General features: G+C 40.4%; 21 protein-coding genes. 8 read left to right on the top strand and 13 right to left on the bottom strand.

The window, feature by feature from the left end:
- Positions 1-224 precede the first annotated feature (224 nt).
- On the top strand, positions 225-476 hold the full coding sequence (locus VUI23_RS19680; RefSeq protein ID WP_216048637.1) for a YdcH family protein: 252 nt from the start codon (positions 225-227) through the stop codon (positions 474-476).
- Positions 477-516: 40 nt separating this feature from the next.
- The gene (locus VUI23_RS19675; RefSeq protein ID WP_216048638.1) at positions 517-984 is read left to right on the top strand and encodes a hypothetical protein; all 468 of its coding nucleotides are present in this window, start codon (positions 517-519) and stop codon (positions 982-984) included.
- 55 nt (positions 985-1,039) lie between these two features.
- Here the strand turns inward: VUI23_RS19675 and VUI23_RS19670 are convergent, their stop codons facing one another.
- The 3 genes from VUI23_RS19670 to VUI23_RS19660 are packed head-to-tail and all read right to left on the bottom strand — an operon-like array spanning position 1,040 to position 3,150.
- Complete coding sequence (locus tag VUI23_RS19670) at positions 1,040-1,711, bottom strand: SCO family protein (RefSeq protein ID WP_216048639.1); 672 nt, start codon at positions 1,709-1,711, stop codon at positions 1,040-1,042.
- Positions 1,659-2,297, bottom strand: coding sequence for a toxin-antitoxin system YwqK family antitoxin (locus tag VUI23_RS19665; protein WP_342805599.1), 639 nt, complete (start codon positions 2,295-2,297; stop codon positions 1,659-1,661). The genes VUI23_RS19670 and VUI23_RS19665 overlap by 53 nt, the downstream gene beginning before the upstream one ends.
- Positions 2,284-3,150, bottom strand: coding sequence for a YHYH protein (locus tag VUI23_RS19660; RefSeq protein ID WP_216048640.1), 867 nt, complete (start codon positions 3,148-3,150; stop codon positions 2,284-2,286). The genes VUI23_RS19665 and VUI23_RS19660 overlap by 14 nt, the downstream gene beginning before the upstream one ends.
- A 289-nt stretch (positions 3,151-3,439) precedes the next feature.
- Here VUI23_RS19660 and VUI23_RS19655 point away from each other — a divergent pair, with 289 nt between their 5' ends.
- The 4 genes from VUI23_RS19655 to VUI23_RS19640 all read left to right on the top strand — a co-directional run bounded on the left by VUI23_RS19655 (position 3,440) and on the right by VUI23_RS19640 (position 7,658).
- Positions 3,440-4,042, top strand: a complete 603-nt coding sequence (locus VUI23_RS19655) for a LysE family translocator (protein ID WP_342805597.1) — start codon at positions 3,440-3,442, stop codon at positions 4,040-4,042.
- 251 nt (positions 4,043-4,293) lie between these two features.
- Positions 4,294-4,881 carry a peptide-methionine (S)-S-oxide reductase MsrA gene (gene msrA / locus VUI23_RS19650; protein WP_342805595.1) on the top strand — a complete coding sequence of 196 codons (588 nt, stop codon included), beginning with the start codon at positions 4,294-4,296 and terminating at the stop codon, positions 4,879-4,881.
- A gap of 233 nt (positions 4,882-5,114) precedes the next feature.
- A complete protein-coding gene (locus VUI23_RS19645; RefSeq protein WP_303500691.1) occupies positions 5,115-6,461 on the top strand; it encodes a hypothetical protein in 1,347 nt (448 codons plus the stop codon).
- A gap of 255 nt (positions 6,462-6,716) precedes the next feature.
- Positions 6,717-7,658 (top strand): LysR substrate-binding domain-containing protein, encoded by a 942-nt coding sequence (locus tag VUI23_RS19640; protein ID WP_342805593.1) that lies wholly within the window; start codon positions 6,717-6,719, stop codon positions 7,656-7,658.
- 42 nt (positions 7,659-7,700) lie between these two features.
- Here the strand turns inward: VUI23_RS19640 and VUI23_RS19635 are convergent, their stop codons facing one another.
- The 7 genes from VUI23_RS19635 to VUI23_RS19605 form a co-directional block, all read right to left on the bottom strand.
- Entirely contained in the window at positions 7,701-9,158 is a 1,458-nt protein-coding gene (locus VUI23_RS19635; protein WP_342805591.1) for an NAD-dependent succinate-semialdehyde dehydrogenase, read from the bottom strand.
- 130 nt (positions 9,159-9,288) lie between these two features.
- Positions 9,289-10,644, bottom strand: a complete 1,356-nt coding sequence (locus VUI23_RS19630; RefSeq protein WP_342805589.1) for an MFS transporter — start codon at positions 10,642-10,644, stop codon at positions 9,289-9,291.
- A 30-nt stretch (positions 10,645-10,674) separates the two neighbouring features.
- A complete protein-coding gene (locus tag VUI23_RS19625) occupies positions 10,675-11,832 on the bottom strand; it encodes an iron-containing alcohol dehydrogenase (RefSeq protein WP_342805588.1) in 1,158 nt (385 codons plus the stop codon).
- 68 nt (positions 11,833-11,900) lie between these two features.
- Positions 11,901-14,543 carry a TonB-dependent receptor gene (locus VUI23_RS19620; protein WP_342805587.1) on the bottom strand — a complete coding sequence of 881 codons (2,643 nt, stop codon included), beginning with the start codon at positions 14,541-14,543 and terminating at the stop codon, positions 11,901-11,903.
- 57 nt (positions 14,544-14,600) lie between these two features.
- Positions 14,601-15,629 (bottom strand): alpha/beta hydrolase, encoded by a 1,029-nt coding sequence (locus VUI23_RS19615; RefSeq protein ID WP_342805585.1) that lies wholly within the window; start codon positions 15,627-15,629, stop codon positions 14,601-14,603.
- A 533-nt stretch (positions 15,630-16,162) separates the two neighbouring features.
- Positions 16,163-16,756 (bottom strand): glutathione S-transferase, encoded by a 594-nt coding sequence (locus VUI23_RS19610; protein ID WP_342805583.1) that lies wholly within the window; start codon positions 16,754-16,756, stop codon positions 16,163-16,165.
- Positions 16,743-17,189 (bottom strand): VOC family protein, encoded by a 447-nt coding sequence (locus VUI23_RS19605; RefSeq protein ID WP_342805581.1) that lies wholly within the window; start codon positions 17,187-17,189, stop codon positions 16,743-16,745. The genes VUI23_RS19610 and VUI23_RS19605 overlap by 14 nt, the downstream gene beginning before the upstream one ends.
- A gap of 103 nt (positions 17,190-17,292) precedes the next feature.
- Here VUI23_RS19605 and VUI23_RS19600 point away from each other — a divergent pair, with 103 nt between their 5' ends.
- Positions 17,293-18,204, top strand: coding sequence for a LysR family transcriptional regulator (locus VUI23_RS19600; RefSeq protein ID WP_342805579.1), 912 nt, complete (start codon positions 17,293-17,295; stop codon positions 18,202-18,204).
- 67 nt (positions 18,205-18,271) lie between these two features.
- Here the strand turns inward: VUI23_RS19600 and VUI23_RS19595 are convergent, their stop codons facing one another.
- The 3 genes from VUI23_RS19595 to VUI23_RS19585 form a co-directional block, all read right to left on the bottom strand.
- Entirely contained in the window at positions 18,272-18,994 is a 723-nt protein-coding gene (locus VUI23_RS19595) for a tetratricopeptide repeat protein (protein WP_342805577.1), read from the bottom strand.
- A 280-nt stretch (positions 18,995-19,274) separates the two neighbouring features.
- Positions 19,275-21,365, bottom strand: a complete 2,091-nt coding sequence (locus tag VUI23_RS19590; protein WP_216048655.1) for a TonB-dependent receptor — start codon at positions 21,363-21,365, stop codon at positions 19,275-19,277.
- Positions 21,366-21,753: 388 nt separating this feature from the next.
- Positions 21,754-21,927, bottom strand: a complete 174-nt coding sequence (locus VUI23_RS19585) for a hypothetical protein (RefSeq protein ID WP_216048656.1) — start codon at positions 21,925-21,927, stop codon at positions 21,754-21,756.
- Between the two features lie 273 nt (positions 21,928-22,200).
- Between VUI23_RS19585 and VUI23_RS19580 the strand changes: the two genes are divergently transcribed.
- A complete protein-coding gene (locus tag VUI23_RS19580; protein ID WP_216048657.1) occupies positions 22,201-23,139 on the top strand; it encodes a hypothetical protein in 939 nt (312 codons plus the stop codon).
- Positions 23,140-23,196: the final 57 nt, after the last annotated feature.

The following is a 23,196-nucleotide window of genomic DNA, read 5'->3' as shown; positions in this document are numbered from 1 at the left end:
AGTGGCGGTCAAATTCAGTTGTAACCAGCACTATTCTATAATTCGACTACAATTAATTAAATCAAATGCCATTGCCACAAGCAGGTTGCATACTTAGGAAATTAGCAGCGCTATAAGTTCAGCGTTTTATCACCCTAAACCTGACCTAGATCAATATGTAAGACTACCTAAGCAGTACACTGAAGTTATCCAATTAGAGCGATAAACATAAGGTAAATTTCAGCATGCAAATAGAAAAACATACACTAACTAATGACTTTCCAGAACATCATCATACTATTCGTCATCTTAAAATGAACGATAGACATTTTGCTAAACAATTTGATCAGTATCATGATGTAAATAAAGAAATTCATCATATTGAAGAACAGAATGAAGCTGTTTCAGACGATTATTTAGAGTCGTTAAAAAAACAACGTGTGGTACTTAAAGATCAATTATTCGCGCAAATAACCGAGACTGAGAAAGCGCTGTAATTTTTCGCTAACTTTTTGATAATGATAAGGCGGCTATAAGATGAAAATGCACAAAAGTTTATTTGTATTCTCCGTTTCCCTGCTGTTTTTCAGCATTACGTTAATTCAGGGATGCTCAAGTCAGATGGCCGCTAATCTCAGAAAAGTAACCTACCCACCTGATTTCAAATACGTGGAGCCGTCACAGCTACGTTCGGATATGGATCGTCTCGCGCAACAAATGCGGGTATTGGAGTTTGCGTTAAGCCAGCAACATGAGCCACAAAGTGTCGGTTTTGCTAAGCAACAACAGCAAGTATTATCTACTTTGCAGAATATTGAAAAGATAGCTTCTGGATTGCGCGCAGGAGATGCGGGGGCCAGTCACCCTTTTCTTCAAGACTATATGCGTGACTTTGTAAGTAAAGTAGACAATGCACGCATTGCCGCGTCTTTGGAAAAACCGAGTTATTACTTGGCTGGGAAAGTGTCTGGTGCCTGTACTAACTGTCATAGCGTAAATCGCTAAGCTCGTTCAAAAATAGCAAAAACCTGCGGGGCAGATCCCGCAGGTTTTGCTGGTCTTATTGTTTTGCAGTGTTTGTCTTTTTTAAGCTTTCAATGTCGGCTATTAGATAGGCCACAGAGGCTTTGTTAAGACCATTGTATATGCCACGTACGTGTCGGTTTTGATCAATCAATAACAGACTTTCGGTATGTAAAAAATCATCTGTGTTTTGAATGTTACCCAAATCTTCACTGGCGAAATAGGCCGACTTGGCAAGTGAATATATCGCGTCCCTATCTCCGGTGGCTAAATGCCATTTGCCACTAACGATGCCATTGGTATCCGCATAATCTTTCAACAAAGCAACTGAATCAGAGGTTGGTCTAATAGAGTGTTGAAGAATTTTCACTTCAGGATCATCAATGAACCTTTCTTGAACCGCAATCAATTTCGATCTAATCGATGGGCAAATTCCTGGGCAAGTACTAAAGAAGAATCCGGCAACATAGATTTTATTTTCAAAGGTTTTTTCGCTTACTTCTTTGCCATCTTGATCAATAAAACTAAACGGCGGAATTTGATGAAAGTTTTCAAGCTCTTTACTATCTGGCTCTAGCCAGATAGGCGTAAATTCTTCACTATTATAGTAAGGTAAAGTATCGGATGCGTGAGCAAACGCACTTAATACTAATCCGCTAAAGAGAATTGTTTGCTTGATTTTGGTAGTAATCTGGTGAAACGACTTCATCTTCAACCCCAACACAGTTATTTGCTTTTCTAAGACCATAAATCCGTCCATTTTTGTATTCAAAATTGGAAAATAGTTTTCCGTTTAATCGCCAGGCTTGTTGTAACCCTATGGGTTTGCCCGCGAGATAGTTAAATTTCTTAAACTTGGCACCGTTCCTATACCAGCGCCAAGCGGTGCCTTCTGCTTTGCCATTGACATACACAAAGTGAGACCGTGGATTACCATTGATCCACCATGTTTTGGTGTCACCGTCACGTTTACCTGAAACATAGTGGGACTCATAACCTAAAGTCCCATTTTCAAACCATTTCCTTGCATGGCCCTGACGCCTACCATTCACGAATTGGTCGCTGGTCGCGATACTTCCTGATGGGTGGTAACTCACCATGTCACCATTAAAGGGTTCGTCTTGGTATACCCGCTGCCCTTGGCTGTTTATCGAAATTTCTGATTTTTCAATAACAAGCGGCCTAACAGGTGCTAATGTCGTTGCCGCCGTTATGGCAGCCACCATCAGCACTGCCAGTACACATATTGAGCGCAGGCCTAAGCAAAAAAACCTTTGCTTATCAGTTGATATCACTCGGTGTACCCTGAAAGTTACCTGGGAAGATTAAATAGTAGTCACCGTTCAAGTATTGTTCGGTTGAAACATGATAATGATATTCAGCATCTTCTTCTGATCCGCCAGTGTACAGAGTGACCGACGTATGGCCATTGGACTCATCTAGATCCGTTGGGTAGCCAGCTGTTGAATAGCAGCGTCTTCCAAATATAAAAAATCCATCGGCCATAATCCCAACCAGTGAATCATCATCATATGAAACTGCCCTAGGCTCTAAATGATAATGGTAGGTTTCGGGCCCTGTGTGAGCACCATTGCGGTCGAATCCTTGAATAACTCCTAAAGATACGTCACCGTTACCTTCTGAATCATTGAATATGGGAGCGCCGCTTATGGCAATACCAATAGCGCCAAGAGGTGTGGCAGATGAAGTAGCGGCAAGCTCAGGATTTACCGGAACGGTTAAATCATAGTCGTTAATATAATCTTCAATATCACCCGGTGAGCGTTGCTGATCAAATAATTCAGCATCTTCAGGTTCAACATATAAACCACTTTCGTTGCCTGAATCCCAATAGGACGATGTGTGGTCGGGTTTACCTGCTGATTCAAGCGCGACTGTGCAGCCATCTTCAGACAGCACAACGGTAACATTTGGTGCAGCTACGAATTCAAGAAAAGCGCTGGATAGCTCTGTCATCGGAGTGTCGCAGGTGCTGGTATCTGAACCTGTATCTGTTCCTGAACCTGTATCAGTGTCACTATCATCTTGGGCAAGCGCAGTATCTGATGAACTGCCTCCGCAAGCGACCAACAATGACAAAACACTGGCAATGCATAGTTCTCTTATTCGATATTTTTTTTCAAACATAATTCACTCACTTTTCTTCACAAAGCTACTTGTTATTCGCATTCATGCGTTTAATTCGTGTGCAATTTAGCATTAAATAAAACGCGGAAATGTGCATTTTTGGAGGAGATTTAGCGCACAATGCTGCAAACTCTATTCGACTATCCCTATATTTTGACTCATAAGAATTCTGGCTATACCGGTTTACAGGGCGTTGTATGCTGGGTAATCTTGAAAGGGTGAGAAACGAGTTTTTATACATTAGGCAATCAAAGAGCGTACATAGATGATACCCATTGAGACCTTATTCATGTTTTTGGCAGCTTCGGCGGCACTTTCTGTTGCACCTGGACCGGATAATATCTTTGTTTTAACCCAGTCGGCATTGAATGGTCGTAAAGCAGGGATTTTAGTGACACTAGGACTCTGCACTGGGCTCTTAGTGCATACTGCTGCTGTATCACTAGGTGTCGCTGTCATTTTTCAAACCTCCGAACTGGCGTTCAATATTCTTAAAGTCGTGGGCGCAGTGTATTTGCTTTACTTAGCTTTTCAGGCTTTTCGCGCAGGTGCCACTCGATTAGAAGCAGCAGGAAACGCAAAGCTAGCTTGGCAGCAGCTCTATTCACGGGGCATTATTATGAATATTACCAATCCTAAGGTAGCGATATTTTTCCTTGCTTTTCTTCCTCAATTTGCCGATCCCAGTAAAGGCTCAGTTACCCTACAAATGTTAGTTTTTGGCGCTGTTTTTATTATTACCGCGCTTGTTATCTTTAGCTTGATTGCATGGTTTGCGGGCTATCTAGGAGATTGGTTAAAAGGATCGACAAAAGCACAGGTGATTATGAATAGAATTGCCGGAACCGTGTTTACCGCGCTCGCATTGAGACTTGTTTTAAGCGAACGTTGATCAGTTCCATTCGACGACTCATGGGGTAAAGTTACCCCATGCAACCCATAGCAACTGATAATTCCCGCAAACGCAATACCCAAAACATCGTTTAACGATTTTATATAAATAATGGCGTGCAAAATTCTTGTTGGTTTTCCGAAACAAAATATTAGCAGCACACATTAATGAAAGCAGAAAGCGACTTTCCTGTTCTTTATCTTAGAGTGCCACATTTTGGTGGGTCTACGATTGTTGTTTGAAGGATGTTTATGAAAACTATTTTGTCTGCGCTGATATTCAGTGTGTCGATTTTTACGGCGAATGTGCAAGCTGATGAGACTATCCTAGCGGGTGGTTGTTTTTGGTGTATGGAGTCTGATTTTGAGAAATTAAATGGCGTATCTGATGTGGTATCAGGTTTTACCGGTGGTGATACGCCTAATCCCACATACAACGGCAATCATCGTGGACATTATGAAGCGGTTAAAATTACTTATGATGCTAATGTGGTGAGTTATCAGCAAATTTTAGATCACTACTGGGTTAATATTGACCCTTTCGATGCTAAAGGACAATTTTGCGATAAAGGTCACAGCTACTTAAGTGCAATTTTTGTTGCTAATGATGAAGAGCGTGCGATTGCTGAAAAATCAAAAGCTGCTGTACAGACTCAATTTCCCGCACAAAAACTGGTAACTCCTGTATTAGCGGCAAGCCGTTTTTACCCAATTAAAGGCGAAGAGATTGGCCATCAAGATTTTTATAAAAAAAGCCCCGTTCGCTACAAAATATACCGTTGGAACTGTGGTCGTGATCAGCGTTTAGAAGAAATTTGGGGCGAAAAAGCTAGCCATTAAAAACACAAAAATCGCCACCTTTGTGTCATGCAGTGAAAACAATAGACGCCACGAAACCGCAAAACTCAGCTATTTATGTAGCAAGGTTTTGCTTTACTCGTTGTTTGTTGTTTAAAATCACCGAGGTTGCGGGCTAGGTTCACTTTCCCTTATCATTCATCAAATGGCACTTGTCGGCATTTTAAATCCTTGAAATTTGTGCTGACCCCTTCACTGATATTAAGGAATATAGATTGAAAAAATCACCGATTCTGGTCGTTCTCATCGCCAGTTTATTTGGCTGCAATACCACCACTGAAAGTAACCAGGCCGTCGCCAATCAAGATGTTAAAAGTAAGATTGTGCAACGGGATTTAAATAGTATCGCCACAGACTATGTAAAACTGGTATTACAGGTAGGGCAGTTTGACGGTGATATTGTTGATGCCTATTACGGACCAGAGGAGCTCAAGCCGGATGACTTAGAGCAGGGGGCTGCTTTTCCTGCCGATGAGTTAAGCGCAACTGTCGAAATATTAATTCGTGAGATTAAAGAGCTGGCAGACGATGCTATTCCAACAGACCAGCAAGCCCGGCGAGAAATGCTAGAAAAACAGCTAATTGCGATCAAAACAAAAGTAAATATGTTAGCTGGGAAAGAGTATAGCTTTGACCAAGAAGCGAACTTGTTATATGACGCCGCACCACCCAAATTTGAGCTTGAATACTTTGACGCTCTGCTTGCTCAGCTAAACGGCTTATTGCCAGGAGAAGGGGCTTTATCGCAACGCTATGTTGATTTTACCAGCCAATTTGAAATTCCAAAAGATAAGATAGATATAGTATTTAAAACCGCAATTGCAGAGGCGCGCAAACGCACCTTAGCTAAAATTTCTCTGCCTGAAAACGAAAACTTTGTATTGGAATATGTTACCGATAAGGCGTGGAGCGGATATAACTATTATCAAGGTAACGCGCAAAGTCTTATTCAAATTAATATTGATTTTCCTATTTATATCACCCGCGCAATAGACCTTGCTGCCCACGAAGGATACCCAGGACATCACGTATACAATGCTTTGTTAGAACAGAAATTGGTGAAGGAAAATCAATGGATAGAATTTTCCGTTTATCAATTATTTTCGCCCCAGTCTTTAATTGCTGAAGGCAGTGCTAATTACGGGATCGACGTTGCCTTCCCTGGCGAATCACGACTTAACTATGAAAAAGAAGTATTGTTTCCCTTAGCTGGTTTAGATGTAAGTAAGGCCGATTTGTATTACCAAGTACATGAGCTAATCGGAAAATTAACTTATGCTGGAAATGAAGCTGCAAGACAATATTTGAACGGGATGATCACAAGAGATGAAGCGGCTGAAATAATGCAAAAATACCAGCTGTATAGCCAAGAAAAAGCTTATCAAAGAACACGTTTTATCGATAAATATCGCAGTTATGTTATCAATTACAATCTTGGCAAAGACTTGGTAGCCGAGTATGTAACATCAAATGGAGGCACTGCAAATAACGTCGATACACGTTGGCAAGTATTTGAAGAGTTATTAAGTAACCCCAAAACCGCTAGTATGATCGCGAAATAAACTGATTTGACCCTGCAGGTTTCAACGGCTTTGACCCTGCAGTTTTCAACGGCTGACTTCTGGGGGACCCCGCAAGTTATCACCAGCATTTAGCTGGGCTAATTTGCTGATCTGATAGGGTTAAGATATATTGTCTTGCATATCAAATATATTGAAAAGTGACTTCCTGTAGTATTGAATTTTGGAGGAGTTTTCCTCTAAGGCTCGTTCAAGTATAGCAGTTTTAAGCTAACCAATTGGTTTTAAAGGGCTTTTATGTCTAAACGTTTGCCACCGCTAAACACTCTTTGGGTATTCCTCACCGCATCTCGTTTATTAAGTTTTACCAAAGCCGCCGATGAACTCTTCATTACTCGATCTGCAGTAAGTCGGCAGATTAAAAATTTGGAAGAGTATTTCGGATTTAAATTATTTGAACGCCATAAAGTGGGCTTAGAGTTGACTGAGCAAGGAGTCATTTACGCGAACTCCATATCGAATGTTTTTGCAGATTTAAAGGTTGCCACCGATACAGTGCATCATGGTAGCGAAAACCGAAAACTAAAGTTGGGGATCTCGGCTACTGTTAATTCAACGTGGTTAATGAGTCGGCTTTGTAGGCTTGAGCAACACCACCCTGAACTTACTTTGTCATTTTTTACCAACAGTTTCGATACCGGTAAAGATTCAATTGATTTTTCTGGTGAAAATATGAATGCGGCTATTCGTCTTGGAACAGAAGATCAATGGCAAGGTTGTCACTACGACAAGCTTATCGACGTATATGTGCAACCTGTGTGCTCCCCATCTTTGCTCGACGAATCTCATGATCCTGAAGATATCACCGCGTTAGCTAACTACAATTGGTTGCACTATGGTCATTTGTCGAAGTTATGGGCTCAATGGTTGTCAACGAGTCGCTATCCCGCGCTACAAACGGATAAAAAAAATATTGTCTTAGATAATGTTGCTGTGGCTACTCAAGCCGCTGTTGATGGTTTAGGGATTATCCCCATGTATCGACCACTAGCTGATCCTCTTTTAAAAGAAGGCAAATTAGTGGTCGCCCATAATTATATGATGCTGAAAAAAGAGTCTTACTATTTTGTTTGCCCTGAAAATTATGAAAATAATCAGACCCTCAAGATTTTTCGAGACTGGTTAGTTAACGAGTCTCAGCAAGCACAACAACAGTGGGATAAAGACTTTTTAGACTAATGCTAATGGCAGTTGTGGTAGGTTAACTACCGTTAACCTAATTTATATGCCACCCATACAGAGATATTTTATCTCGATGTAATCGTCGATACCGTATTTAGAACCTTCTCTACCGTTACCCGATTGTTTTATTCCACCAAAAGGTGCTACTTCTGAAGAAATAATGCCTTCGTTTATACCGACTATGCCATTTTCTAAGTTTTCAGAAAATCGCCAAATTCTTGCATAATTTTGGGTGTATACATAAGAAGCCAATCCCGCTTCAGTGGCATTGGCTAATTCAAGGGCCTGTTCTTCAGTATCAAATGGAATTATAGGGGCAACAGGGCCAAAAATTTCTTCTTTGAATATGCGCATTTGAGGGGTGACATTGGTTAAAATTGTTGGCAGATAATAATTAGCACCCAAGTGGGTTGCTGCTCCGCCTAGTACCTTAGTTGCGCCATTTTTTTCAGCATCTGTCACCAATGCGTGTACATTTTGTGCCGCCGCAGCATTAATCAATGGCCCGATAGTAATACCCTCATCATTGCCATTTCCCACTTTTAGTTTCTTGGCTTCGGCAACAAACTTATCGGTAAATTCTTGATAAATACTCCTTTGCACAAGAAACCGGTTTGCGCAGACGCAAGTTTGACCTGCATTGCGAAATTTGGAAGCGATAGCGCCTTGCACTGCTTTATCAATATCTGCATCTTCGAACACCACAAAAGGAGCATTACCGCCCAGTTCCATTGAGGTTTTTTTAACCGTATCGGCACATTGTTTAATTAACAGCTTTCCTACCTTAGTAGAGCCAGTAAAGGATAGTTTTCTGACCAGTGAACTATCGGTTAACGCCTTGCCTATTTCTATGGCATCAGCACCCACAACAATGGAAAGTAACCCTTTGGGTAAACCGGCCCTTTTTGCTAATTCGGCCAGCGCCAGAGCACTTAACGGCGTGGCTTCTGCTGGCTTCAGTACAACCGCGCAACCAGCTGCCAATGCTGGTGCTACTTTGCGTGTGATCATCGCATTTGGGAAATTCCAAGGCGTTATAGCGGCAACCACGCCAATGGCTTGTTTGATGGTTAATAGTCTTTGGCTAGTGTTATTACTTGGAATAACATCGCCGTAAATACGTTTGGCTTCCTCTGCAAACCATTCGATATAAGCAGCGCCATAGAGTATCTCGCCTTTGGCTTCTGCTAAGGGCTTTCCTTGCTCTGCACAAAGAATTGATGCCAAATCGTCTATGTTTTCTATAATCAGGGCATGCCACTTTTGCAATATTTTTGCTCTATGTTTTGCTGTGGTTTGACGCCATTTTTGCATGGCACTTTGAGCGCCCTGTATAGCAATATTGGTATCATTTTTATTGCCGCTAGCCAGCTTACATATTTCTGTACCAGTGGCTGGATTGAGTATTGGAAAGGTGCTTCCTGAGTCACCTTTCACCCATTCTCCATTAATAAAAAGTTGTGTTTTTAACAACAACGGATCTTTTAGAGATAGCATTTTAACCCCATTTTATATTGGCAAAGAACATCGATGATTAACCTTTATGGGTTAACCGCGATGAACAAATAAACGTTTATTTGGTTGACGATTGTTAATTAGCTGAAGGCTCTAATTTGGTTGACGATTGTTACTTAGTTGACGACTCTTCTAGCGAAACTAAAGTTGCGCGGTAATGAGGTAAACATTTTCCTAGCAATAGAGCTGAGCCTGCCATGGCAAAAAATGAGACTAACAACAAAGAATATCCCACCATCTCCGGTGAACCGAAAATGTAATCTGTAGATAAAGCAACCAATGTTGGACCTAGCCCTAAGCCGATTAAATTTACGATGAATAGATACAAAGCACTAAATTGTCCTCGCATATTACTCGGAACAACTTCTTGAATTGCTGCAGGCCCTAATCCCATCATGAAGTTTGCGAAAAACGTTGAAATTGCCAGGATGAGCAGAACCACTGTGAGATCAGAAATAAGGGGGTAAATTAAGGTTGGAACAATACCAATGATCATTGCCCACATCGCCACCCTTATTTTCGCATCACTTTGGCCTTTCTTGAAACGTCTATCAGCGGCTATTCCGCCAGCAATGACACCGCCAGCACCACAAATTAAAACGATTAAACCAAATGCTAGGCCCACCTCACCACTATCCATTCCATGTACGCGAATTAAGTAGCTTGGTACCCAAGCCAACGCACCATAACCGGCAACCGAAGCTAGGGCTGCGCCAAAATTATGTAATAAAATTGTCTTTTTATTATTTTTAAAAAACTGAACAACTTCGGCTACTGGTACCGCCTTTTCTTGTTTTTCACTTCGTGCAGGTTCTTTTAGGGTAAACAGAAAGGGTACTAGCAGCAGCCCTGGCAGACCGACGGCTAAAAATACCGCTTGCCATGCATAAACTTCACCTATAATCGGTAAGGAGATGGACGAAAATGTAGAAGCCCATTGGATAACCATGCCGCCAACAATTAACGCCATACCACCACCAAGATAGATACCCATGGTGTAAACTCCAATGGCTTTGGCTAAGTGTTTTTTCGGTACGCTATCGGCGATAAGTGAATACGCTGCTGGAGATAGTCCGGCTTCACCAACACCTACTCCCATGCGTGCAAAAAACAACGACCAATAACTTTTTGCTAAACCACAAGCTGCGGTCATTAAACTCCAGATGAAAATGGACCAAGCAATTATGCCTCTGCGACTTTTACTATCAGCTAGCCGCCCTAAAGGGAGCCCCATGAGGGTATAAAATAAAGCAAACGACAAGCCTTGTAACAAACTCATTTGCGTATCGCTTATGTCCAAATCGCGCTTCATAGGTTCAACTAATAAGCTTAAAATTTGTCTATCGATAAACGAAAATGTATAGGCTAATAATAAAATAAAAATTAAATAGGCAGCATAAATACTCTGCTTCGGAGATTCGCTTAGTATTGCACTTGATTCTACTTTGCTCAGTGTTTTTTCAGTCATTTCACTATCTCATCTAACAATTAGAAGGAACTAATAAGCGGCTTGATAAATGGCTAGAATATCTGCTTCGTTCATCGGTCTGGGGTTATTAATCAATAAGCGTTCTTGTTTCATTGCATCTTTGGCCAGTGTGACTAAAGAGTCTTGGGTAACCGCCACACTCTCCAAGCGAGTGGGAAGTCCTATATCTGTAATTAGGTATTCTAAATGTTGGATAAAGGCTTCTGCTTTTTCGGTATCAGAACCAAGCATGGAGCAGGTATCAGGAATGATGGCTTCGGCTAACTCAGCATACAAGTGCGCTGCAGCCGGCATATTAAACTTCAGTACGTGGGGCAATACCAGCGAATTACTCAAACCGTGGGGAATATGGTAATGACCACCTAATGGATAAGCCAGAGCATGAACAGCGGCTACGGGCGCATTGGCAAATGCCTGACCAGCCAAAGTTGCACCTAGCATCATATTAGAGCGTGCAGCTAAATTCTCTCCTTGATGCACTGCAGTTTGAATATTTTTCGACATCAACGTTAAGGCTTGCAGCGCGAGCATATCTGAATAAATGTTTTTCTTAATCTTACTGGTGTACGCTTCAATGGCATGCACCATGGCATCGATGCCTGTGGCAGCAGTGATATGCGGAGGGAGTTTGACTGTCAGAGTGGCATCTAGCAGCGCAATATCGGGTAGTAGTACACTCGACACTATTCCCATTTTCATTGCTTCACCTGTGGTGACAATAGAAATTGGCGTCACTTCAGATCCTGTGCCAGCAGTGGTTGGAATTTGGATTAATGGCAGTCTTGAGTTTTCAAGTTTGTCGATACCAAAGACGTCGTTTAGGGATTGCTTAGAATCAGTAAGTGCCGCGATTAATTTTGCCGTATCTAATGAGCTACCTCCACCTAGACCAATTACGCCATCGATATTGTTCTTTCTGGCAAATGATATTGCGTTTTCAATGACTTCTGTTGGAGGATCTACCTCGACTTCACTGAACACCGCAAAGTTTATTGCGTTGTCTTGTAAACTGGTCGTTATTTTTTGATGTAGCCCAAGGCTGACAATACCTGGATCTGTCACTAGCAAGACATTTTTAATGTTGAGCTTGTAACAATATTCAGCTATCTCGGATGCAGCGTTAGGTGCATTAACAATTGATTTGGTGGTATTGAAAACAAATGACATATTTTTTAACTTATTGTTGGAAAGAGGGGGAAGCCCCCTCTTTGATTTCTGCAACTATGGGATCGAATTTAGAATGCTAATTTCACTTTCGCATAGAGTACACGGCCTAGTGGGTTATGTTGTTTAGGATCATAACTTAAGCTGCCTTCAGCAATATAAGCACGTGGTGGCATTTCATTGAGTAGGTTTTTAATACCTAAGGTTAATACAGCTTCACTGTCATCGGTAATATAAAAATTAGCCGAATATTGCATATCTACAGTTGTAAATGCGTCTACTGTTGAACTTTCGTTTGGTAAAGCGGACACATCTACTCCAGTGTCATAGCTTGATACATAGTTAACATTAATTGAAGCTCTTTGGCTTTCACCCAACCAATTAAAGTTTACAGAGCCTTTGGTTTCAGGCATTGAGCGAGCAAAGTTATCAATATTAAACGAGCCAGCTGCTTCAACTACTTCACCGTTATCTTTAGTCAGTTCGTACGAATTAAAATGCGATGCATTTAAACTAATATTAAACTGATCTGATAAAGTCCATGTCGATTCGAAGTCAATACCTTCAACACTTACCGACGATGAATTAAAGTAGTTAACTTTGACAGAAGATAAGAAACCAGCATCAGTACGAATAATATCTACACCATTTGGATCATCAATCAACTTCCCCTGAGCATTTTCAACAGTGATCAAATTGGTATAATCAACACGCCAGAAGTCTAATTTAAAATCCAAGTTATCCGTTGGTTTAAAAATCAAACCTATATTGTAGTTGTCAGATTCTTCAGGCTTTAAATCCTCGTTACCTGTAGCAATTACCCCAACAAAGGCACTGGATTTTGCGGTACCGTCATCGTTGTAATCGGTAATACTGGTAATAACTGCCGATGAAGCATTTTTCTGTGATAACGATGCGTCTCTAAAGGCGGTACTTGCAGATGCGCGCATGATCCATTGATCAGATATTTGCCAGCGAACGGCTATTTTGGGATCGACACTTGAATCATTTTCTAATTTTTCGTAACGCAGTGCCGCTTTTATTTCAATGTCTTCTGAAACAGGGATAACACTTTCAGCAAACAGTGCAAAGGTGTTTTTATCAGCATCAACTTCTGACAAACCTTGTAGAAAGATTAAATCAACTGGGATAGGGTTGCCTTCGTCATCAAATCTGATTTCATTGACATCATCGGTTTCAACTTTAAAGCTTTCAGTTCGCGCTTGAATACCAGCCGCAAAACCAATTGCTCCGGCTGAAACTTCATATAAATCACCACTAACAACAGCATCAAGTACCAACAAATCGGTGGTTTTCTCTGATTCTGTCATGTAGGTAAAGTCATCGATAACTGATTGGCTAAGGCTAGAGCGATCAAAAGGGTTAAACAGCTCATCGTTATTCGGACCACCCACCCCTGCTAATGCTGCTACTAGTCTTGATTTCAATTGGTCTTGCTGATACTGCTTATAGTTATTTTTACTGTAAGTTAATGCTGTATCCCAACTCCAACCATTATCAAAGTCACCGACTAAACTTAACGAGGTGCGGAAGGTATCATTTTCACGGGGTGATAAAGCGGGTTCATAGTCAGCTCCTAATGGTCGACCTAACCAAACGACACCGACACCAAATGGGTTACCTGAGTCTGTAGGACCAATGTATGGAAAAGTTAAGTCCGGGTAACTGGGTGATTGAGGGTTATCTTTTACCTCATTTGAGCTCCAACTAATATCAGCAGATAAGGCAATTCCGTTGTCAAAATCATGAGATATATTGCTATACAGTTGTGCACGGGTTTCAGTATTCACCAAGTTATATAAAGGCCCATAATTAAAACCACAGCGTGAACCATATGCTTGGGGAATTATCATGCCTAAGGTATCATCTAAGCAGGTGGGGTCAGGTACATTTTCAAAGGCCCCATAGCTCCCAGCGTAGGGGCCATCGGCTACCTCAGCATCAGCCAAAAGTAAGAATGAATTACCCAAAGAGCTAAATGCTACATCACCTAACTCAGGTCTATCAGCAATTGTTAGCGGTGTTCTGTCTAGGTAATGACCTGATACTACAATCGAGGTGTTGTCAAATTCAGCTCCCCATAAAAAGCCTATGTCAGTGTCTTTTTGACTACTATCGGCGGCTTTGCTGATTGAAGCGTTAATTTCAAACCCTTCAAAATCTTTACGTAATATAAAGTTAACTACACCGGCAATGGCATCCGAACCATACGTAGATGCGGCACCCTCTTTTAACACTTCAATTTGCTCAATGGCATCAATAGGAATATGACTGGTATCCACAAATACACTGCCATCATTGGTCAGTGCCCCTGAAATTGTTTGACGACGACCATTGATGAGCACCAATGTTGAACTTAAGCCTAAACCTCGTAAATTCACATTACCTGTTCCTTGGCTAGCGGCTTGTGAAAAAGAGTCAGCTTGGTTTTCAGCACCGGAAGAAATCGCTAATTTTCCGATCAGCTCTGAAACCGTGGTGGCACCGGTAGACTGAATGTAATTGTAATCTAGCACTTGTACAGGCTCTGCAGCATCAACTGAGGTGCGTTTAATGTATGAACCTGTAACTTGAATTTTTTCAGGTTCGTCTTCACTATTTTTTGTTTGTTGAGCATTTGCAGAGAAAGCTAATGCTGTAGTGATAGAAATAGCGAGTAATTTTTTTGAAGTTAATATTTTAGTTATTTTCATATTGTGTGTCCCGATAGAGTAGTTTTAATTTCAAACTTGTCTTACTTTTTCTGCATCTTACTTCTGGTACATCACCGATTTGAGCACCATTGCGCACTCACAGACTGCGTCTTTTGATTGTTGTAATACGCCGAAGTTGATAAATCCGTGAAACATGTCGGTATAGCAAGAATGTTTAACTTCTACGTCGTTTTCAGTGAGTTTATCGGCGTACATTTGGCCTTCATCCCTAAGGGGATCAAAACCACAAGTTAAAATAAAAGCAGGTGGTAAATTTTGAAAATCCTTTGCTTTTAATACGTTAAAGCGAGGATCATTTTCTTGTTCTTTACTAATGTATAACTGATGAAACCATTTCAATAAATTTTCGGTTAGCAGTAAATTTTTAGAAAAAGCTTCACGACTTGGTGTGGAATCATTTCCAGCAATGCTGGGGTAAATCAATAGCTGAAAATAGGGTTTGAATTTATCCTTATTGAGTAAGCAATAAACGGTTGCAAGGTTAGCTCCTGCACTATCACCACCCAATGCAATTCGAGCTGAATCCAAGTTAAGAGATTGTGCATTTTCCACAATCCAGTCAGTGGCTTCTTGGGTATCTTCTATCGCTCCGGGAAACACTGTTTCTGGCGCTAATCGATAGGCTACAGAAATAATAACAACATTCGACTGCACACAAAGTTGAGCAAGAAATTTGTCGTACGATTCAATGTCGCCAAGGACAAAACCTCCCCCATGAAAATAGATAAGTGTAGGGTACAGATTTTCATGTGAGGAGGCTGGCCTATAAACTCGTGCGGCTAACTCATGGTTTTCACAAGGAATAGTAATATCTTCCCTGATGATATTTGTAACTTCTGCATGCTCATATGGGTTCTTTCTAAACTGTCTAACATATTTAGGTTCGAACTCGTATGCCGGAGGTAACGAATGGATATAATTAAGCACTTCTTTGGCATGGTCATCAATACCTGCACTTGACGCTTCTGCTTTGTTCAAAACATTTTCTTTTGCGTTGGTTTGACTGCCAAAAAATGTCTCTTTTTCGGTCTGACTTATTTGTTTATTCACATCTTTTGACAACATTATTCCTAGCCACTGTTATTTTTTTGTTATTTTTATGTTTGTTTCGAAGTGGTAGTTTTTACATCTTAAAAATTGAGCGCTCAAGTAACATATAGGCAACAGGCTGTTGACATATAATCAACAGCCTTAAAAATAGACATTAAAACAATGGGTTAAGTTTTTTTTGTGCGGTTTTTTGAAGCTTATACTGATGTGTTTTTTTGTTTAATTTTTTTAACAAAAACGCACGAATAATAACAATTAGATGAATGAGTCAAAATGAACTGGATAAGTGGAACAATGATCTACGCCTAACTGACGAGCTTGATCGATGTCCAACAAGATATTATTTAAATTTAGACTGATTAGTGGTTTTGGAGGGGAGAGTTAAAATTTGTCTATTCTATTTTCCTTAAGAACAGAGGGAGCAATTATTTTCATAGAGCTTTAAAAACAACCAACAAAGGTAAATGAATATTTACCTTTGTTGTCCTGACTATTCATTGCCACCGCTTTAAATCAGTTTATCGTTACCTTTCTGAGCGATTAGTTGCTTAGTTCCCTGGCATTGAAATGTAACCAGGTAGCTGTTCAATGCGATCCATCCACGCTGTAATATTGGTGTATTTAATCATTGTGATGTTTCCTTCATGAGCAACGGAGATGTAGGGATATATAGCACAATCTGCAATGGTTGGTCGGCCTGCTGCTAACCAATCGTGGTTGAAAAGGTGGTTATTGATTAACTCTAATATTCGCGTTGAACGCTCTAAACATAGGCTCAGATCGCTTTGTATATTGAATTTTTCAATTAGCCTAGCGGTGTTAGGGCCGTGTTGAATTTCATTCGATGCCACAGACAGCCATTGCATCACGTCAGCTTGTAAATGTGGCTCACTTGGCCACCAAGCTTCACCGCCATACTTACTTGCTAGATAGACAAGAATGGCTTGTGCATCTCGCAAAACCACGTCACCGTCTTTTAAAATTGGAATCTCACCCCAAGGATTTAACTGCAATATGTGTTCTTCTTTGTGTTCACCTTGCATGAAGTCCACTGGGGTAATAGTTAACGGAATTTCTGCAAGTGAGGCGAATAACCTTACTTTGTAACAATTGCCTGATAGTTCTAAATCATATAGCTTCATTGTTTCCTTCCTTAGGTAGTAATTGGTTAAATTCAAGAACATTTCCGTCTGGATCACGGATGAATAATGAGATTCTGCGAGGCCCTAGTTTTTTGGGGCCTTCAGTAATTTTTATGCCTTCTTTCGCTAACCAGTCTAAAAATTCATTCATATCATCAATTATAAATGCAGGATGGGTAATGCCTGGTTTCTTTATTGCTTCATCAAGAAGTACATTTTTTTGATCTTTAGTTTTTGCGCCATTAAAAATAAGGTTAATGCGCACACCTGCTGATGTAACCATTTCATTCGCTTCACCTTCAGGAATTCGATATGTCTCCTTGAAACCAAGACGTTGGTAAAATTGAAGGGAGATTTTTCTATTACTCACTCTGATACCCACATGATCATATGCTTGTGCTACTTGAGGGTTAACAGGTAGTTGATTACTCATAGTGATTTTGATTCCGCTCATTAATCAATACACTATGACATTTTGTGATTTAAAAGATAATACGGTAAATTTGGTAAAGATATTTTCAAAAAGTGAGATAATAATGGATCGATTACAAGCTATGTCTATGCTGATAAAAGTCTTAGAGGCAGGCAGTTTTTCAGTTGCAAGCAAGAAGCTGAAAGTGCCGCTGCCTACGTTGAGCAGGAAAATATCGGAACTTGAGAATCAGCTGGGCGTTCGCTTGATCCACAGAACAACACGAAAATTATCATTTACGGAGTCTGGTCTTGATTACATCAGAGCCTGTAAAAGAATTCTTGAGCAGGTTGAAGAAGCTGAGCGCGGGGTTAAAGGAGAATATTCAGAACCGCGAGGAGATTTAGTTGTCACCGCCCCTGTGATGTTTGGTCGGCTATATGTTTTGCCTATTGTTACCGAGTTTTTAGCGCTGTATGCCAACATCAATGTACAACTTCTGTTGTCAGATGGAAATGTGAATCTATTCGAAGATGAGGTAGATATGGCATTTAGAATTGGTAAATTGACCGACAGCTCAATGATTGCAACACAAGTGGGAAACATGCGAATTGTGACCTGTGCCAATCAACAGGTGTTAAGTCAGCACCACAGATTAGCGACCCCTGATGATTTAGTGAATTTTTCATGTGTCACTCTCAATACGGCTATGGCAACACCACATTGGAGTTATAAACGCCCTGACTCCAATGTAGCTATTAATGTGAATATTAGATCGCGCTTGACCGTTACCGATAGTGAATCTGCGGTTTTAGCGGCAATTAATGGGGTTGGTATAACCCAACAATTACACTACCAAGTTAAACAAGCGGTAGATGAGGGAACCCTTAAAATTATATTGCCAGAGTTCGAACCCGATGCGGCACCTGTGCATATAATTCATAAAACTAGAAAGTATATGCCGCAAAAAATGCGCAGCTTTCTAGATTTTGCATCACCAAAATTGAAAACTAGAATTCAGGCGCTGTCTGCTTAACTCATGCTTAATCCATTTCTGTCTTGGTCAAGCCAGTTTTGTGAGCAGCATGTCGCTTTGTCGCTGGCTATCTATTTAGTCGGTGTATCCGGTTCAATCTACTGAGGGCAGTTTTCGCCTTGCCGTAACCTTTTTCTGCTGATAGTTGGTACCAGTTTTTTGCTCGATCGAGATCTTTAGTTACGCCTTTGCCCGTCTCATACATCACTCCTAACTGATATTGTGGAATGGCATCTCCTTGTTCAGCTGCCATCAGCCACCACTTTACAGCTAATTCGTCACTTTGCTCTACTCCTGTTCCTGAAGCGTAGGCATTGCCTAAATTATGTTGGGCAAGAACATTGCCAAGCTTGGCGGCTCGTCGATACCATTCAACTGCCTCTTGAGGATTTTCCTTTTTGGCCAGTCCTTCTGCATATGCGGTTCCCATCAAAAAAGTTGCCTCGGGCACCCGCTGTTCTGCTAGTTTTTCTACATCAGCAATAACGCCTCTAGCAATAGCTTTTGCTTTGTCTTTATCCGCTGGATATCCCATTCTGCCGGTTGAATACACTCTTGCTATCCACATAACCGCTAGTGGATCTTTGGTCAAAGCTGCGGTCTCTAGCAGTGTTTTAGCCTTGCCATCATCCACTTTTCCCGTGGCACCTATGTACCATTTAATTGACTCATCTAAATTAGGGTCAATTTCATATTGCTGTGCAGCATGAGTGCGGAATGAAACAGCAATGAAAAGCACAATGAGTAATGAAAGTGATCGAAGAATAGATAATTGAAAGTAGTTTTTCATTTTACTCCTAAGGCTTATGCTTTAATGATTGAATTGTGATGGTTGAGTTGAAAATTAAACTCTGACGAATTGTGGATTGGCAGATTGTTCAACTTATTTTTAGAGTACAAGTTAATAAAGCGCGGCTCAATATACTTTTTAAAATTGAGACGGTTTGTGACCAGAAAAGAAAGAGTACGAAGGTTAGTGTTAGATAATTACCGCCCTTGTTGCGCTATGTAAACAAAGGCGGCAATGGTAAACCTTTAGCTGATTGGCTCAGCCAAAGGTTGATTCGGATTTAGAATGACGCTTTTACTGCAAGTCTTGCAGTTGCACCATCACCAATAGTAACGTTATTCGTACCGCCACCAGCTAAGTAATCTTTATCCAAAAGGTTTTCAATATTCAAACGAAAATCAACATCTTTACCCATTAGGTTTGCGCGGTATGTAGCACCTACATCGACTCTGGCATATGAATCTTTAGTGACCGTATTCGCATTGTCAGCGAAACGCTCACCTTGATAGAAAATACCCGCATTAAGCGCTAGTTTTTCAGATAATTCGTAACGTGACCATATGGAAGCCGACCATTTAGGGGCATCTGCAGGAGTGTTACCTTGATAGGTTTCATCTACTTCATACTCTGCATGCAAGTACATCGCTGATGTCATTACAAACCACTTGTCGGTAACGGCACCTTGTGCGGATATTTCAAACCCTTTATGGGTTTGTAAACCAGACTGAGTGGTAACAGTCTCATAATCTGGATCGTCATTTAATTGTTCAGAAATGAGTGTTCCCGATTTTTCAATATTGAAAATGGCAGTATTTAATAATAGACGATCTGATACTTCCCATTTAGCACCTATCTCAATTTGTTTAGAGGTAGTTGCATCGATTTCCATACCAAAGTTTCTATCTAATTCATCTTCAATAGTTTCACTTGATTGTGGTTCAAAACCTTCAGAATAGTTCACATAAATAGTGCTGTTTTCTGCAGGGTGATAAAGCACACCAACTTTAGGTAATAATGATTCGTTGTCTGCACCTTCACGATTTTGCTTGTCGTAACGACCACCAATAGCTACTTGCCATTGTTCATTTAAGGTCATTAAGTCTTGGAAATAAACGCCATAATAATCATATTCAGTGGTGCTTAACGTTGTATCTCTGTGATAATCAAGGTCTGGAACCGTTGGTTCAACTTCACCTGGAGTAAAAGTGATTGAATCACCTCTTTCGATTAATTGACCGTAATAATAATCAAGACCGTTAGCACCAAACAATAGGTTATGTTCAATACCACCGAAGGTGAATTCACCATTTAAATCTATAAAGGCGGTTTTAAACTGCCAATCATCAAAACGATCATAAGGATTGGAAGTATAGCTATCACCCTGTTGATAACCAGAAGGTAAGGAAGGTGAAGATTCAAAACGCTGACGTTCAAATGTCTGTTCGTTATAACCAAGTTTCACTTGCCATTCCGGGGTAAAGAAATAAGTTACTTTAGCGCCGATATTTTCTACTGTTATATCAGTAAATGCCCATGAAAAGTCATTAATGGTGTGCTTCTCACTGACGATATCACCATTGCTATCTAGCCAAGCGCCTGTATCTAAACCAGCTTTATCATTAGTGCGGTCATAGTAGGCACTTATCACTAAGTCGTCGCTGAACTTGTGCTCTAGGGCAAGAGAGCCCAAAAAGCGATCACGTTCACGGGTTTCACCGTTTTGATATTCGCGATCAAAATTAACGTCTTGTTTAACCACAACTGCACGGTAAGTTGTGTCAGCCGTGATTTCGCCACCGGCATCAAGCATAAAGCGAGTTGAACCCTGTTGATCGGTATCCGCGCTTATTTCTAACAAGCGTGTATTGGTGGGCTTTTTGGTAACCATGTTAATTAAGCCGCCCGGTGCAGATTGGCCATATAGAATACTTGAAGGCCCTTTGATAACTTCGACACGGGATAAGGTTTCAATGGGTTGTTGGTAATGGGACCAATGCTGATGGCCGTCACGTAAATAACCGGTAGATGAACTTAATTCAAAACCTCTGGAGCTAAAGACTTCACGATTTCGTTGTTTAGTTCCTGGTGACAAACTTGCGTCATTGTGCAGTACTTCACCGAGTGTCGTGGCTAACTGTTCATTGATAATCGTATCAGGAATTACGGTTACTGCTTGGGCTGTTTCTAGTAACGGAATGTTGCTACGCATGGCACCAGATGCATCTTGCACCTGATAATCATTAAAATATGTTCCATTTACACTAATGACCTCAAGGTCTTTTTCACTATCGCTGGAATCTGGTGTTTGAGCGGCACTTGAAAGAGACATTAGTCCTAAACTAACACCAACAAAAATCTGGTTAAACTGCATGGAAAGCCCTGAAATTATTTAAACTAAATTACGTGGAAGAGGATGTTAACACAAACGCGAATGATATCAATTCCTATTTGGGGTTTTAAATAAATATAAAGGAATGAAAAAATATAAGGAAAATACACAGAAACAGTGGCGTTGGAGACAAAGGATTCAAAAAATCACTATCATTGCGTTGGGTTTGACAAAGTTGGATTCTTCACACGTTGAATAATCAAACTGCTAATAACGGCTTAATACCTTGAATTTGGAAAAGCACAATAATCATTTATATGTATAGGGAGATTTAAGTTTGAGCAATTGTGTGATTCATTACTCAGCGTGAATTTTTATTAACGACAAGGCGGGGCTATTCTCTTTTATGATAGAGATTTAGGCCGATTAACTAGGCGTAATACATTATCAGTTGAATCACTACCATTACCACTAATAAGGGTAATATCCAGCGACTCATTTTAGACATTTGTTCACTAGACAATCTAAAGTTGGAACGTTCAAGTAACGGAATGACAACCAAAAGACTAATAAACAAAACACCCAATATAATTAAAACTGTCAATTTTCACTCCTGTTTGTGCCAACTTAAATTGCAATGCATAAGCAATTTTCAAGCGACTGTTGTTGACGCTAGCTCAAGGCGTCAATTCATACATACAAATATGGGGGGAGCGCGGCTAAATTCAAGCTAAATGAAACCGCAGGCTACAGCTTCTTCAGTCAACCGTCATTGGCAATCTACATTAACAACTTTTGGATTAGCTAATTTACTTTTTTTTCTTTGGGGCATACGACATACTTGCGCCAACTTAATTTTAGGTACAACAACGATGCCATGGTAAAACGAAGTATTTTGACACTGGTTAGCGTCTCGATAGTCATTGCAGCAATATTAATTGGCTCATCTATTCATACTCTTTACAGTAAAAAACACATTAATATTGACCCAAAGTTGCATGAAATTTCAGGGATAGAAATTGATAAAAGAAATCGTTTGTGGGCGATCAATGATAGTGGTGACGATCCTAAGCTCTATCAAATAAACACAGACGGTTCTATTGCCAAAGAAATATTAGTGACTAACGCTAAAAATATAGATTGGGAAGACATGACTCAAAATAGTTTTGGGCATTTTTTTCTTGGTGATTTTGGTAATAACGACAATTCACGCAGATGGCTAACTATCTATAAAATAGAAAATCCCATTGATATTAAAGGCAATACCACTGAAGCGGAAATTATTAAGTTTACCTATCCTGAGTTAGATGAAAATCCTGTCACGCCAGATAAGAGGAACTACGATTTAGAAGCTTTTGTTGAATTTGATAGGCATCTGTATTTGTTCACTAAGAATAGAACCGAACCTTTTGATGGTATTACAAATGTTTACAAGGTCGGTGATCATGCAGCTAACTTTGATGCTGAATTAATTGGTTCATTTAAAACCTGTACCACAATGGGCAAGTTATGTTGGATTACATCTGCCGCGTTAAGCCCTAACCGCAAACAGTTAGCCCTATTAGATTCAACTAGCATTTGGCTATTTGAAAACTTCGAGGGTGATAAGTTTTTTGACGGTGATGTGTCGCGCATCGACTTAGGTATTGTGACCCAAAAAGAAGCTATCACATTCTTGGATGACAATAGCATAGTGTTCACAGATGAATCATTTCGTGGTATCGGCGGAAATGCTTACGTTATTAAATTGGATGAAGTCTCAAAAATATCAATTCGTCACCGCATTAAAAAAGTCGCTAGTGACGTAAACGATTAAATTGCTTAGCAATATAAAACCTAGCCAAGCCAAACTATCAAAGTTGGTTTAGCTAGG

The sequence above is a fragment of the Alteromonas sp. M12 genome (assembly GCF_037478005.1).
Lineage (GTDB): Bacteria > Pseudomonadota > Gammaproteobacteria > Enterobacterales > Alteromonadaceae > Aliiglaciecola > Aliiglaciecola lipolytica_A.
The sequence above is the reverse complement of the archived record's forward strand: the minus strand, read 5'-3'. Positions and strand labels throughout refer to the sequence as shown.

Excerpts from the sequence above, each read along its gene's own strand:
- VUI23_RS19680 (WP_216048637.1), top strand. The coding sequence starts at position 225 with ATGCAAATAGAAAAACATACACTAACTAATGACTTTCCAGAACATCAT.
- VUI23_RS19675 (WP_216048638.1), top strand. The coding sequence starts at position 517 with ATGAAAATGCACAAAAGTTTATTTGTATTCTCCGTTTCCCTGCTGTTT.
- VUI23_RS19670 (WP_216048639.1), bottom strand. The coding sequence starts at position 1,711 with ATGAAGTCGTTTCACCAGATTACTACCAAAATCAAGCAAACAATTCTC.
- VUI23_RS19660 (WP_216048640.1), bottom strand. The coding sequence starts at position 3,150 with ATGTTTGAAAAAAAATATCGAATAAGAGAACTATGCATTGCCAGTGTT.
- VUI23_RS19655 (WP_342805597.1), top strand. The coding sequence starts at position 3,440 with ATGTTTTTGGCAGCTTCGGCGGCACTTTCTGTTGCACCTGGACCGGAT.
- msrA (WP_342805595.1), top strand. The coding sequence starts at position 4,294 with ATGAAAACTATTTTGTCTGCGCTGATATTCAGTGTGTCGATTTTTACG.
- VUI23_RS19640 (WP_342805593.1), top strand. The coding sequence starts at position 6,717 with ATGTCTAAACGTTTGCCACCGCTAAACACTCTTTGGGTATTCCTCACC.
- VUI23_RS19635 (WP_342805591.1), bottom strand. The coding sequence starts at position 9,158 with ATGCTATCTCTAAAAGATCCGTTGTTGTTAAAAACACAACTTTTTATT.
- VUI23_RS19630 (WP_342805589.1), bottom strand. The coding sequence starts at position 10,644 with ATGACTGAAAAAACACTGAGCAAAGTAGAATCAAGTGCAATACTAAGC.
- VUI23_RS19625 (WP_342805588.1), bottom strand. The coding sequence starts at position 11,832 with ATGTCATTTGTTTTCAATACCACCAAATCAATTGTTAATGCACCTAAC.
- VUI23_RS19620 (WP_342805587.1), bottom strand. The coding sequence starts at position 14,543 with ATGAAAATAACTAAAATATTAACTTCAAAAAAATTACTCGCTATTTCT.
- VUI23_RS19615 (WP_342805585.1), bottom strand. The coding sequence starts at position 15,629 with ATGTTGTCAAAAGATGTGAATAAACAAATAAGTCAGACCGAAAAAGAG.
- VUI23_RS19610 (WP_342805583.1), bottom strand. The coding sequence starts at position 16,756 with ATGAAGCTATATGATTTAGAACTATCAGGCAATTGTTACAAAGTAAGG.
- VUI23_RS19605 (WP_342805581.1), bottom strand. The coding sequence starts at position 17,189 with ATGAGTAATCAACTACCTGTTAACCCTCAAGTAGCACAAGCATATGAT.
- VUI23_RS19600 (WP_342805579.1), top strand. The coding sequence starts at position 17,293 with ATGGATCGATTACAAGCTATGTCTATGCTGATAAAAGTCTTAGAGGCA.
- VUI23_RS19595 (WP_342805577.1), bottom strand. The coding sequence starts at position 18,994 with ATGAAAAACTACTTTCAATTATCTATTCTTCGATCACTTTCATTACTC.
- VUI23_RS19590 (WP_216048655.1), bottom strand. The coding sequence starts at position 21,365 with ATGCAGTTTAACCAGATTTTTGTTGGTGTTAGTTTAGGACTAATGTCT.
- VUI23_RS19580 (WP_216048657.1), top strand. The coding sequence starts at position 22,201 with ATGGTAAAACGAAGTATTTTGACACTGGTTAGCGTCTCGATAGTCATT.